We start from the raw sequence: 12,732 nt of genomic DNA on the forward strand, positions 1-12,732 counted from the left end.
GATGGCCCAACGAAGGGCTGACACGGAACCCAACCGAGTGAAGCCCCGAAACTCAAACTCCTGCCGACCGGTTGGTCAGCGTGCAGTGACTCGAGCTTCTGCCAGAAAAGGAACACACAAAAATGATGAAGAAGGCTATGGCCACGGCGGCAGTTGCCGTTTCCGTCGTCGGCATGTCCGCTGCCGCGGCCCCTTCGGCGCTGGCCATCGGTGACGACCACGGCACCACCTCCCTGAGCGGCAACGGTGCCAAGCAGGCGTACGGCAACTCCGCGACGCACGGCGACATGAGCCCCCAGCTCTCCCTCGTCCAGGGTTCGCTGAACAAGCCCTGTGTCGGTCTCCCGGTCAAGGCGAACCTCCAGTCGCTGGTCGCGCTCGTGAACGTCGGAGTCCAGGACATCCCGATCCTGTCGGCGCCGCAGAACCAGCAGTGCACCGAGAACTCCACGCAGGCGAAGGGCGACGAGCCGCTGTCGCACATCCTGAACGACATCCCGGTGCTGTCCGGGAACGGAGAGCTCAACGGCTGATCTGCCGGCGTGAGAACGCTCGGGCTGCCTGCCTGCTCCAAGGCGTGGCAGCCCGGGCTTCTTCATTTTTGCATGCGGTAATTCGGGTGAATTTCCTGATGGGTCGAAATCGGCGGTTTCCTCCGGACCGTCAACTCGTTTGCAGGCTGCGGGTCATGGAGCGAGACGCAACGTGGTTCTCGCTCGGTTTCGACTGCCAGATCGGCATGACCACAGAGAAGGGAACATCTGTGAAGCACAAGAAGAGCGCAACGATCATCGCCGGTGTCGTGATGGCCATGAGCATGGCGGCTCCCGCGTTCGCCGACGCCGGCGCCGAGGGTGCGGCCGTCGGTTCCCCGGGCGTCCTCTCCGGCAACGTCGTCCAGGTCCCGGTCCACGTGCCGGTCAACCTGTGCGGCAACAGCGTCAACGTGATCGCCCTGCTGAACCCGACGTTCGGCAACACCTGCGCCAACGTCTGAGGTAGCACCCAGCCAACTGGCTGTGATTCTCATGGCCGGCCTTGGAACGTCGCTACGACTCCAAGGCCGGCTTTCCACTTGCTCAGAGGAAGACAACTAGATGCGACAGGTCATTGGTAAAGGAATGCTCGCGACCGCGGCCGCGACCAGCATCCTCTCCCTGTCCGGTTCGAACGCGTACGCCGCGGGCGCGGACGGCGGCGCGACGGGTTCGCCCGGGATCTTGTCCGGGAACAGCGTGCAGGCCCCCGTGGAAGTACCGGTGAACGCCTGCGGCAACAGCGCGAACGTGGTCGGCGTGGGCAACCCCGCCATGGGCAACAGCTGCGCGAACACCAGCGCCCCGCACAGGCACGCCGACGCCCCGCACCGAGCGCCGTCGCAGGAGCGCGCGGAGACCAGGACGGACGGCGGCCACGGGCACGGGTACGGCGACGACTCGGACGGCGGGTCCCACTCGGGCGCGCACTCGGGCACCCAGTCGACGGCCCACGGCCATGCCAGTCACTCGCCCGGCGTCCTGACGGGCAACAACGCGCAGGCGCCCGCGGACGTGCCGGTCAACGCCTGCGGCAACACCGTCGACGTGGTGGGTCTGCTCAACCCGGCCGCCGGCAACGGCTGCGCCAACGGAGCGCCCGCGCCGACGTCCCCGGGGCACGAGACGCCTTCCTCACCCGAGTCGCCGTCCGGCCCCGAGACGCCGCCCCGGGCCGCCGAGCCGCCGGTCGACCGTGCCATGCCGCCCAAGGAGGCCGGCCAGCCGCCGCGGCACGTCGCGTCCTCGACCTCGGCCGCCCGGCAGGTGCAGTCGGCCGCGCACGAGGCGCCGGACACCGTCGCCCGGCTCGCCGAGACCGGAAGTGAGCACGACCTGCTCGCCGCGGCCGCCGCGAGCGCCGCTCTGCTGGTCGGCGGGGGGATCCTGTACCGCCGCGGGTTCGCCTCGTCGCGCCGCTAGTTCGCCCGGACAAGCCGCTGGCGGGGAAGAGACACCCGAGGGTCTCTTCCCCGCCAGAACGGGAGTGGGGCCGGCCCGCGAGGGGGGTGTTGCCTACCCACGGCATGGAGCCGACGGCTGGCGGAGGGCAACCAGGCCCGTCCCATACGACAGAGTGCACCACCTGATCGCCCGGGACGAGGAACCGATTCACCCGTTCGCCGAGGGCATCACCTGATCGGGTTTCCGGGGGGCGGAGTTCTCGCTCAGCGCTTGACGGCGCCCAGGAGCGCACGGCGGCCTCGCCCGCCCGCCGGCGCCGGGACAGCGGGCCCCAACGGAGCACGGCGCAGGCTGCGTTGAACGCCTCGTACCAGCCGGCCGGCCGTGAAGGAGGCTCCGTGCACGAAGCGCATGGCCGGGCCGAAGCTGGACGCCGTGACCAGGCCCGCCAGGAACAGACCGGGGTACGAGGACTCGAACTCCATCGAGACGTACGGCTCTTCGGCGGCGTTCACCGCCAGGCTGCCGCGCAGGTCCGGCGCCAGCAGGCCCAGGCGGGCGCTGGTCGCCCTGAAGCCGGTGGCCGCGATGACGTGGTCCGTGTCGAAGTCCGGGCCTACGCCGCTGCTCCCGACGGTCGCCAGGCGCACCCGGCCCGCCACGACCGACGCCGTGGCGACCTCGTGGTCGAGCAGCACCTCGACGCGTGACTCGACCCGGTCGCGCACCCACCAGGCCCCCGCCGGGCCGAGCGCCGACGCCGAGACGCGGGCCCGGGTGGCCTCGGGCAGCCGCCGGAAGCCGCCCGGCACCTCGGCGTAGAACCAGTTGCGCCATCCACAGCCCAGGCCGCTGCGCGGGGCGCGGGCGGACTCCCGCCACGGGCGTTTCCAGGCGGGGGGCACGGTGTTCCAGTTCAGCCGGTGCGACCGGGCGAGCACCCGTACGCGCGTGCCCTGCTCGGCGAGGAGCGCGGCGGTCTCCAGGGCGGCCTGGCCGCCGCCGATCACGGTGACGTCCCGGTCGCGGAAGCGGTCCAGGTCCCGGTGGTGGCTGCTGTGCGAGACGAGGTGCGCGTCGAGCCCGTGCAGCGCGGAGGGGATCTCGACGAAGGGGATCACGCCGACGGCCAGGGCCACCGTGCGGCTCCGGATGGTCTGGCCGTCGTCGGTGACCACCTCGAAACCCCCGGGGCAGGCGCCGACCCTCGCCACCATGCGCTCGTCGACGTCCGGCACGGCGTGCTGGGCGAACCACAGGCCGTACGAGGCGAACGTCTCCACGGAGATGGGTTCGCCGTGCCGGGCCCGTGTTCCGTTGCGCTCGCAGTACGCGGCCAGGCCGTGGCGGCGCCGGGGGTCGGACAGGTTCGACGCCCAGGGCTCCGACTTCAGGAACATGCCCCGCGGCATGTGGTCGCGCCAGGACGCCATGGGTCTGCCGAAGACACGTACGTCGAGTCCGGCCCCGGCGGCGTGCGAGGCGATGGAGAGCCCGTAGGGGCCGGCTCCGACAACCAACAGGTCATGCATCAGCGACTGCTCGCTCTCTCGTCGTCGGTACGGGCGTCGGCGGCGCGGCCGGGGCCGTCGGGCGCACCGTCCGCCGCACACGGCCCAAAAGCCGCCGCGTCACGTGCCGGGACCACAGCCCCCACATGGCGCGGGCAGGGGCCATGTCGTCCTGGGCGTGCCAGGCGAACTCGCGGCGGTGTGCCGCGGTGGGGGCGGGGACCGCCGTCGTCAGGACGCGCAGGGCGGCCAGCGGGGAGTAGTTCTCCACGACGAAGGAGCGGCCGGGCAGGGCGGCGGCGGCCGGCAGCGGCCGGTGCGTCATGTCCAGGTGCTGCGCGCGCACCACGTCCAGATCGGTGCCGTCGGCGAAGAGCCGGAACTGGGCGCCGGGCCGTGGGTTGAAGTCGAGCAGACAGTGCTCGCCGGTCGCGAGGTCCACCCGGAAGTCGAGGTCGAAGATGCCCCGGTAGCCCAGGGTGCCGACCAGTCTCTCCACGTCGGCCCGCAGGCCCGGGTCGGGCGTCCACTCGCCCACCGCTGTCAGGCCCGCCCCGCGCGGCCAGGAGCGGTGCTTGCGGCCGGATCCGCCGCCGCGTACGGCCCCCGAGCGGTCGACGTATCCGTGGACGAACCAGTCGCGGCCGGGGGCGGCCGGCAGGAAGGCCTGCAGCAACAGGCGGCTGCCCGCCTCCTCGCTGCGCCGGTAGAGCTCCTGGGCCTGCCCCGCCGACCGCACCAGGACCGTGCTGCGCAGATCCGTCCCGGTGGGGACCAGCCAGGGGCGGCTCCACTTCGCCACCAGGGGGAGCCCCAACTTCCGTACGGCGGCCGCCGCCTGGGCCGGGGTCTCGGGCAGGAGCGTCACCGGGTGCGGGATTCCGGCCGTGGCACACACCTCGGTCAGCGTCGCCTTGTCGGCCACGCGTTCCGCGAGTCCGCAGGCCTGGTCGGGCAGGAGGTAGGTCTCGGCCAGTTCTCTCTGCAGGCGGCCGATCGCGAGGGCGCCCGCGTCGTCCATCGGAATGAGCACGGACGGTCGGGCGACGCGGTGGGAGATGCGGCGAAGTACGACGGCGATTTCCCGGAGTGACGCGCCCGGCGGCGGCGGAGGGTGCGTCTGGTGCAGATAGCGGGATCTGCGCACCGGGCTTTCCGCGGAATCCGCGGCCGCCACATGCACCTCCACCCCGGCCCGGCCCAATGACCGGACGGCTCCGAGTGTGCCGTGATGAAAAGGGTTCCGGTCGATCCGCAGCAGAACCGCGGGTACCCGGGTGTCGAGAGTTAGCACGGCCAAATTCTCTCAATTCCATCCCCCATGCGGGCGATGGGCACGCCCAGAGGATTAGGGGCTCGATTGGCGCAATAGAAATACATATGACTGAGTGTCAGTGGATGAGGAGCAGCATGAGGAGCGACCATGGCCTTGCACAGACGCCGCACCCCCAGTAGACGCCTGGCAGTCACCGCCACCGGAATCGTCGTGTCAGCGGCGCTCGCCGTCGGGTCCGGACACGCGTGGGGCGCGGGCCAGGACCCCGGTCCACCTGTCTCCCCGCCCGGCTCGAAGCCGGCGTTCGGGGCCTACCTCACCTACGGGCCGCAGGGCGTGGAGCGCATGGCCGAGCTCAGCGAATGGCTGGGCGGCGCCGAGCTCAGCGTCGGGCACACCTATCTGCCGGGCGACCGGTGGAGCAACATCGAGGGGGCGCCGAACTTCCTGGAGAAGTGGGCCGAGTGGCGGCGCGCGAAGGACGACCGGCTCTTCGTGCTCAACGTCCCCATGATGGAGCGCAACGAGGACCGCGTCGGTGACTTCGAGGTCCGTTCACTGCTCCAGCGGGGCGCCGCGGGCGAATTCGACCGGCATTACCGCGCCCTCGCGGAACGGCTCGTGAAGCTCGATGTGCCGGACACCGTGGTGGTGCTCGGCTGGGAGATGAACGGCACCACGTACACCCACCGGTGCGGCCCCGATCCGGAATCCTGGAAGAAGTACTGGAAGCGCATCGTCACGACGATGCGTTCGGTGCCGGGGCAGAAGTTCAAGTTCGACTTCACTCCGAACAGGGGCCGGGACGCCATTCCCTGGACGCAGTGTTATCCGGGCGACGACGTCGTGGACATCGTCGGCATGGACTCGTACGACCAGCCGACGGGCACGGATTTCGCCGAGCAGGTCAGCGAGCCGTACGGCCTGAAGCAGCACGTGGAATTCGCCGAGGCCCACGGCAAGGAGATCTCCTACCCGGAGTGGGGCCTCTTCCGTAACGGCGACAACGACGAGTACATGCGGAAGATGCTCGCCTGGATGGACGAGCACAAACCGCTGTACAACACGGTCACCGACTACTGCCCGCACGGCGTATGGCAGTGCGAGGACAACCCCAAGTCGTCCAAGGCCTACCGCTCCCTGCTCTTCGGCCGTACGGACACCGGGCCGACCGCCCCGGAGCCGACGCAGCCCACGCAGCCGCCGAACTGTTCCCCGCTGAACCTGGGCGACTGGGTCGAGCACTGGCTTGGCGGGAAGCTGTGCATGCGCCTGGACTGGTACAAGCGGTCGTGAGCGGGGCGGCCGGGACCGCTCAGGATTTCTCCGGGCGTTCCCGGTGTTCCCGTTCTTCCCGGCGCTTGCGCAGGAACTCCTTGCCCCGGCTGCGGGCCGCCGCCTCCCATGCGGCGGCCCGCAGCACGGGGGCAGTGCGCCGGCGGGCGAGGAGCAGCCGGTGGTTGGTGGCTTCCTCGGGGCGCCAGTGATGCTTGTACGGTTCGTTGCCGCGCAGGAGGCTGAGCACCCGGCTCCGCTCGCCCTCGGCATGCTGTGTGCAGGCGTTCAGGAGCATCGTCGCCACGTCCACCTTCCGCTCGCGCAGCCGCGGGTGCGCCCCGTACAGATAGCCGCCGACGAGGTGGGGCGAGAGGAGGGTCAGATCGGCTGCCACCACGTCGTCGTCGAGCCGGAACTCGGTGACCACCGCGTCGCCCGACCTGACCATGAGCCCCACCGACCTGATGAGGTGCTCGGAGAACCGCGGCCGCAGATGCTCGGACGTCACCTTGCGGCCCTGCCACTGGAGTTGGTGCAGGTGCAGGAGCGTGCGCACCGACGCGTCCACCTCGTCGTGCCGTACGACCCGTCGCTCGACGCCGAGCGCGTCCAGCTTCCGGATCTTGGCGCGCGCCCGCTGGGCCCGCGGTGCGGGCAGCCGTCCGAGCAGCTCCTCCATGGACGCGGCGGGCAGCTCCAGGCAGAGCGAGTCCGCGAGGCGGAGGCGGGGCCCGCGCCAGCGTTCGTAGATGCGTTCCACCGCGGCTCCGGAGCGGACCTCGCGGAAGTCGATCAGGGCGCCGCGGGCCAGCTTCGACAGGCCGTCGGCCAGGGCGTCCGCGGCTTCGTCGGCGCACGTGTCGTCGATCAGCACGTCGGTGAAGTCGGAGATCGCGCCGCCCAGCGGCACGAGCGCAGGGAGCGGGAGGTACGCGCGCATCAGCGGCGCCGCGGCGACGAGCTCGCCGTCCTTGCGCACGAGGACCACGCGCAGCCGTCCGCGCGCGCCGTAGGAGAGCCACCACGAGTGCAGCCACGCATGGCTCTGGAACGGCGTCGCCGTCCGGCACGTGCGGTGCAGCCGGGCCCACGCCGACGCGAGGCGACCGAACTCCGCCTCGTCCGTGCAGAGTTCGACCGCCAGGGCGTTGTCCGCCACTCCCGTCACCTCTCCCGGTCGATGTCGGCGGACTGCGCGGGGCCCGGCACCGCGGCCGCCGGGGCGTCCTCGCCGCGGCGGGGCCGCACGAGGAGGGTGAGCCCGCCGAGCAGACCTCCCGCACAGGCGCCCACCAGGGCGGTCATGGGCGCCGACGCCGATGCGGGTGCCGCGGGCTTCACCGCTCGGGAGAGCTGCAGGAGACGTACCCGCGTGCTGTTCTTGGTGTGGTTCGCGTTGTTGGTCAGGGAGCGCGAGACGGCGTTGGCGATGTCGGCCGCCTTGCCCGGCTTGGCCGCCGTCGCCGAGATGGAGATCATCGGGGCGTCGGGCGAGGTGGCGGCCTGCACGCTCTCGCGCAGCGTCTGCGCCGAGACACCCGACTCCACCTGGGCGTCGCCGAGCACCGCGAGCTGCGTGGCGACGCGGCCGTACGCGGTGGCGAAGCCCAGTGCGGCGGTGGGGTCGGAGTCCTTCTGCGGGACGGCGATCACGTAGCTGGTCGCGGTGTACTCGGGTGTCGCGACCGCGCCGTACAGACCGCCGGTGAGGGCGCCGAGCGCGGCACCGGCGGGCAGGAGCCACCACGCGGGCAGTCGCTTCACGCGGGCGAGCATCAGGGCCGGGTCGGCCGGGCGGTACCGCCTGCTGAGGGTATCGGTCATCGGGAACTCACTCTCGGGGTCGAGCCGGAGGCAGCTGCCTCGTACACGTGCATCAGCTGTGCGGCGCTGCGGGTGATGCTGTAGTGCTGCGCGGCCTGAGGGACGAGGCGCGGCCGTGGCCCCGCCGACCTGGCCCGCAGCAGCGCCCCCGCGAAGGAATCCGGGTCGCCCGGCACGCGCTCGGCGCCGGTGACGGCATCCGGCGGGAGATCCTCGACGGCGGGACACCGGACGTAGACCACCGGCAGCCCGGCGGCGAGACCCTCCACGACGGCCAGGCCGAAGGCCTCCTCGGGGGAAGGCGACGCGAGAACGTCCATGGCGGCGAGGAACGCCGGGAGCCCGGGCGCCCCCTCGGACAGGTAGGGCTGCTCCCCCGCGAACACCACGCGGTCCGCGACGCCGAGCTGTGCCGCCGCAGCCCGCAGCCCGGCCTCCTCGGGACCGCCGCCGACCAGCAGGACGCGCACGTCCCGTGGCAGCGCTGCCAGGGCACGCAGCAGGACGTCGAACCGCTTGCCGGGGGCCAGCCGGCCCACACCGCCGACGACGAACGCGTCGTCGGAAAGCCCCAGTCGGCGGCGTACGGCGACCCTGGCGCGGGGGTCGAAGCGGAACCGATCGACGTCGATGCCGTTCGGCACGACGTGGATGCGCTGCCGGGGCACCCCCCACCGGCTGAGCCGCTCGGCGACGGACGGGGAGACCGCCACCGTGGCCCGCCCCAGGCGCTCGCCGGTCAGATACAGCGCGCGGACGCCCGCGGTCAGCGGCCGGCCCTCCATCTGCGAGTCGCCGAGGGAGTGTTCGGTGGCCACGACGGCGCGTGTCCCCGCCAGGCGCGCGGCGATCCGCCCGTAGAGGCAGGCGCGGAACAGGTGGGTGTGCACGAGGTCGTATCCGCCGCCGCGGATGAGCTTCACCAGGCGCGGCACGGCGCCCAGGTCACGGTTGCCGGACATGCGCAGGTGGATGACGCGCACCCCGTCGGCCGTGAGGCCCGCGGCGACCGGGCCGGGGTTGGTGAGGGTCACGACGTCGCACTCGGCGGGCAAGTGGCGCAGGAGCAGGCGCAGTTGCTGTTCGGCGCCGCCGACTCCCAGGCCGGTGATGATGTGCAGGGCCCTCATTCGGTCACCGCCGGTTCGCGGACCGTACGGCGGCGCAGCCGGTTCAGCCGCAGCTTCAACTGGAGCCGCAGGGCGGTGTCCTCCTGCCCGATGTGGACGCGCGGCAGGGCGTGCAGCCCGGTCAGGGGGCCCGGGGAGATCGCGCAGGCGTAGCGGTAGCCGGCCGCCCGTACGGTGTCGACGACACGCTGGTCGATGGTGCCGTACGGGTAGCAGAAGCCCTCCACCTCGCGGCCGATGAGGTCGGACAGGGCGACCCGGCTGCCGCTGGTCTCCTGCCACAGCAGCCGGTCGTCCGCCTGGGTGAGGTCGACGTGCGTCAGGCCGTGCGAGGCGACCTCCATCCCTTCGGCGGCGGCGACCCGGATGCCCCCCGCGTCGAGCAGCGGTTTGCGCGGGCCCAGGGGGTCCCACGCGTTGTCGCCCGCGAGGCGGCCGGGGAGCACGAAGACGGTGGCGTCGAAGTCGTAGTGGTGCAGGAGCGGCAGGGCGTTGGCGACGAAGTCGGTGTATCCGTCGTCGAAGGTGAGGCCGACCAGGTCGCGCCCCTCGCCGCGGGCGCGCGCCGTGAGGAGCCGCGACATGCTCACCCCGCGCAGGCCCTGGCGCCGCAGCCAGCGCAGTTGGGCCGCGAGGCGTTCGGGCGAGACGGTGATCTTGTAGGGGTCGTCCGCGCAGGTGTCCACGGAGTGGTACATCGCCACCCACGTCGGCGCCTGTGGCAGCCAGTGCCGCGTACGCCGTGAACGGGGGGTCTCACCGAGTGCTGTGTCAACGGACATGCGTGAGCCTTCGTGTGGCGGATGTGACGGAGCGTGTGACGGAGCGGAGGACGGGTTCGACGGCCTTGGCCTTCAGGGCCCGGAGCACCAGGACGAACACGGCGGTGATGGTCGAGGCGCCGACGGCGAAGGCGGCCCACGGGGAGCCGAAGCAGCCCGCGACGGCGGCGCCCGCCCCGGTGGCGCACACCGCCGCGGCCACGGGCTTGGCCAGCTCACCGAGGACCCCGCGGACCCGGATCGGCACATTGCGCGGCCCCATCCCGCACAGCAGCACGCAGGCCGCGACGCTGATGCCCGCCGCGTTGGCGAGCGCGATGCCGCGTACGCCCCACAGGTCCACCGCCCAGCTGCCCGCCCCGGCGGTCGCGGCGACCCCGGCCGCCATCGCGCCCAGCGGGAACCACGTGGCCCGGCCGCCGGAGAAGTAGGAGCGGGTGAGCGCCCCCACCAGCGTGTGGCCGAGGAGCCCCAGCGCGTACACGCGCATCACGGCCGCCGTGGCTTCGGTGTCGGCCGCGGTGAACGCGCCCCGCTGGAACAGGAGTTGGATGAGCTGGGGCGCGCAGGCGATCACCACGGAGGTGCCGAGGAGCACCACGCAGCCGGCCAGGCCCAGGTCCCGCTCGACGCGTGACCTCGCGCGCTTGACGTCGCCTTCGGCCAGGGCCCGCGCGACGACGGGAAGCGTGACCGTGCACAGCATCAGGGAGAGGATCATCGGCACCTGCGCCACTTTTTGCGCGTAGTTGAGGTGCGAGATGGCCCCCGAGGGAAGCGAGGACGCGAGGAAACGCTCGATGAGCACCTGCGACTGGCGGCACAGCGCGAACAGCAGCACGGTCGCGACGAGGGTGCCGCTCATCAGGGCGGGCACCGAGGGTCCCGCGGCCTCCTCGTCGGGCGCGTCCGCCGTGTCGCGGGTGAGCTGGCGCCAGAGCGAGGGGGCCTGGACGAGAACCATGAGTACGCCGCCGGCCGCGACGCCCAGGGCTGCCGCGCGGACGCCGTAGCGGGGGGCGAGGACGAACACCGCGGTGATGATGCCGATGTTGTAGAAGACGTAGATGGCGGCGGGCGCCACGAACCTGCGGTGGGCGCGCAGGGCAGCGCTGCAGTATCCGGCGAGGCCGAAGGTGAAGACGCAGGTGGCGGTGAGCAGCGTGCAGTCCACGGCGAGGCGCGGGTCAGGCAGCCCCGGCGCGAGGATCTCGACCAGGAACGGCGCCCCGGCCATCAGGATCACCGCGACCGCCCCGGAGGCCAGCATCAGCCGGGGCAGCGACGCGGCGACCAGCGCGCGGACCGGGTCTCGGCGCGCGCCCCGGCCGCGACGGGCGAGCGCCATGCTGAAGGCGGGGACCAGGGCGAAGGCCAGCCCGTCCTCGATGAGCAGGGTGGTGGCCACCTCGGGGACGGTCCACGCGACGAGGAAGGCGTCGGTCTCCGGGCCCGCGCCGAAGAAGTGGGCCAGCGCCTGGTCGCGTACGAGACCGAGCACCGATCCGGCCACCGTGAGGGCCGCGGTGATCAGGGCGGCCTTGGCGAGGAAGCCGTTGGAGGGGTCGGAGCCCGTGGCGGGACCGGTCTCGGTGGCCGGAGCGGGCACCTTGCCCGCCTGCCCCGCGTCCACGGAACGGGTGGTGGAGGTCATCGCGGCACCTCCCCCGGCATCGGGGCGGCCAGCGCGCGGCCGGACAGCGCCCACCAGGCGACGAGCCCGAGGACCACGGCCATGAGCACCGTCGAGGGACCGCCGATGTCGGCGTACGAGAAGTCCACGAGCTGCCACAGCAGCAGCCCGCACGCGACGAGCGCGCAGTCCGCGCCCGCGCCTTTGCGCACCCGCACCAGCCGCCGCAGGCCAAGCAGCAGGAAGGCCGCCCAGCTGCCGACCAGCGCGCACAGGCCGAGCAGCCCCTGCTCGCCCAGGACGAGCAAGTACATGTTGTGCGGGGAGAGCAGCGGCTGGCGGCTGAACCCGGCGCCCGCGCCCGCGGTGTCGCTGGCCGAGGAGAGGGCGAGCGATGCGTGGCTGTCGCGGTGGTCGGGGAAGGCCTTGAGCCCGACGCCCGTCACCGGCTCGGCACGCCACATGTCCACCGCCGCGGCCCACATGGTGTACCGGTCGGTGACCGACTGGTCGGGGGCGTCGGAGACCTGCGTGATGCTGGTGACGCGCTCCTGCAGCAACTGTGTGCCGATGCCGAACCCGCCCACGAGGACCACGGCCGCGGCGGCCACCGCCGCGAGGGCCCGCAGCGCGTTCCGTACGCCCGCGAGCCCCAGTTGGGCGCCGCAGGCCACGACGGTGGCGATCCAGGCGCCGCGGCTGAAGGAAAGCGCGAGCGGAACGGTCAGGAGCAGCGCGCACGCCAGCGCCATCTGCCGCTGTCTCGGGGAGGCGGGGCCGAGCGCGAGAGCGACCGCGCACACCACGCCGTACGACACCACCGTCGACATTCCCATGACGTCGCTCGCGCCGAAGGTCCCCACGGCACGGACGTCCGCACCCATGTAGCTGGCGCCCGTGCCCGTGACGTACTGATGGACGCCGATCGAGCCCTGGAACAGGGCGAGGCCGATGAGGGACCAGGCCACCAGGCGGAAGTCGCGTCGGTCGCGGACGAGCAGCAGGACCGCGGCCGGCACGAGGACGAAGACCTGCAGATAGCGCGCCAGGCCGGTCATCCCGGCGGTCGCGGTGCTCGCGCCGACCGCCGCGACCGCGATGCCGACCACCGGCATGCCGAGCACGATTGCCGCGGTCCGGGTCAGCGGCCGGCGCGCCTCGCGCACGGTGCGGGCCACGCACCAGAGCACGACCAGGGCGGAGGCCGCGTCGGCGATCGTGCCGCCGCCGGTGCCGCCGTCGCTCGGTGGTACCGGCAGCGCGAGCAGGGCGACCACGGCCATGACGGGCAGCACGGGCCCGGCGCTCCGGAGCGCCGAGGAGACCGCGGCGGCCGGTGAGCCGGGCGGGAGGAACGT

The 12,732-nt window shown here is 72.4% G+C and carries 12 protein-coding genes; 4 read left to right on the forward strand and 8 right to left on the reverse strand.

What is annotated here, in order from left to right:
• Positions 1-122: 122 nt before the first annotated feature.
• The 3 genes from ACWD02_RS09700 to ACWD02_RS09710 all read left to right on the forward strand — a co-directional run bounded on the left by ACWD02_RS09700 (position 123) and on the right by ACWD02_RS09710 (position 1,958).
• The gene (locus tag ACWD02_RS09700) at positions 123-533 is read left to right on the forward strand and encodes a rodlin (RefSeq protein ID WP_365820131.1); all 411 of its coding nucleotides are present in this window, start codon (positions 123-125) and stop codon (positions 531-533) included.
• A gap of 206 nt (positions 534-739) precedes the next feature.
• Positions 740-997 (forward strand): chaplin, encoded by a 258-nt coding sequence (locus ACWD02_RS09705; protein WP_451207458.1) that lies wholly within the window; start codon positions 740-742, stop codon positions 995-997.
• A 100-nt stretch (positions 998-1,097) separates the two neighbouring features.
• Positions 1,098-1,958 (forward strand): chaplin, encoded by an 861-nt coding sequence (locus ACWD02_RS09710; protein ID WP_451206731.1) that lies wholly within the window; start codon positions 1,098-1,100, stop codon positions 1,956-1,958.
• A 245-nt stretch (positions 1,959-2,203) separates the two neighbouring features.
• Here the strand turns inward: ACWD02_RS09710 and ACWD02_RS09715 are convergent, their stop codons facing one another.
• Together ACWD02_RS09715 and ACWD02_RS09720 are read right to left on the reverse strand one after the other, a co-directional pair.
• Complete coding sequence (locus ACWD02_RS09715; RefSeq protein WP_451206734.1) at positions 2,204-3,472, reverse strand: NAD(P)-binding domain-containing protein; 1,269 nt, start codon at positions 3,470-3,472, stop codon at positions 2,204-2,206.
• A complete protein-coding gene (locus ACWD02_RS09720; protein WP_451206737.1) occupies positions 3,465-4,745 on the reverse strand; it encodes a carboxylate--amine ligase in 1,281 nt (426 codons plus the stop codon). Before ACWD02_RS09720 ends, ACWD02_RS09715 begins: the two co-directional genes overlap by 8 nt.
• Positions 4,746-4,874: 129 nt before the next feature.
• Here ACWD02_RS09720 and ACWD02_RS09725 point away from each other — a divergent pair, with 129 nt between their 5' ends.
• Positions 4,875-6,023 (forward strand): glycoside hydrolase family 26 protein, encoded by a 1,149-nt coding sequence (locus ACWD02_RS09725; protein ID WP_451206740.1) that lies wholly within the window; start codon positions 4,875-4,877, stop codon positions 6,021-6,023.
• Between the two features lie 19 nt (positions 6,024-6,042).
• Here the strand turns inward: ACWD02_RS09725 and ACWD02_RS09730 are convergent, their stop codons facing one another.
• From ACWD02_RS09730 to ACWD02_RS09755, 6 genes are read right to left on the reverse strand one after another with little or no spacing between them, the layout of a single operon-like run.
• A complete protein-coding gene (locus ACWD02_RS09730; protein WP_451206743.1) occupies positions 6,043-7,164 on the reverse strand; it encodes a GNAT family N-acetyltransferase in 1,122 nt (373 codons plus the stop codon).
• Positions 7,165-7,169: 5 nt separating this feature from the next.
• Positions 7,170-7,829, reverse strand: a complete 660-nt coding sequence (locus tag ACWD02_RS09735; RefSeq protein ID WP_451206746.1) for a lipopolysaccharide biosynthesis protein — start codon at positions 7,827-7,829, stop codon at positions 7,170-7,172.
• A complete protein-coding gene (locus tag ACWD02_RS09740; RefSeq protein ID WP_451206748.1) occupies positions 7,826-8,959 on the reverse strand; it encodes a glycosyltransferase in 1,134 nt (377 codons plus the stop codon). The genes ACWD02_RS09735 and ACWD02_RS09740 overlap by 4 nt, the downstream gene beginning before the upstream one ends.
• Complete coding sequence (locus ACWD02_RS09745; protein ID WP_451206751.1) at positions 8,956-9,741, reverse strand: polysaccharide deacetylase family protein; 786 nt, start codon at positions 9,739-9,741, stop codon at positions 8,956-8,958. Before ACWD02_RS09745 ends, ACWD02_RS09740 begins: the two co-directional genes overlap by 4 nt.
• Positions 9,731-11,395: a murein biosynthesis integral membrane protein MurJ gene (gene murJ, locus ACWD02_RS09750; RefSeq protein WP_451206753.1), complete on the reverse strand. Its 1,665-nt coding sequence runs from the start codon at positions 11,393-11,395 to the stop codon at positions 9,731-9,733. The genes ACWD02_RS09745 and murJ overlap by 11 nt, the downstream gene beginning before the upstream one ends.
• Complete coding sequence (locus ACWD02_RS09755; protein WP_451207460.1) at positions 11,392-12,657, reverse strand: O-antigen ligase family protein; 1,266 nt, start codon at positions 12,655-12,657, stop codon at positions 11,392-11,394. Before ACWD02_RS09755 ends, murJ begins: the two co-directional genes overlap by 4 nt.
• Positions 12,658-12,732: the final 75 nt, after the last annotated feature.

The sequence above is a fragment of the Streptomyces sp. NPDC002853 genome, from assembly GCF_053591915.1.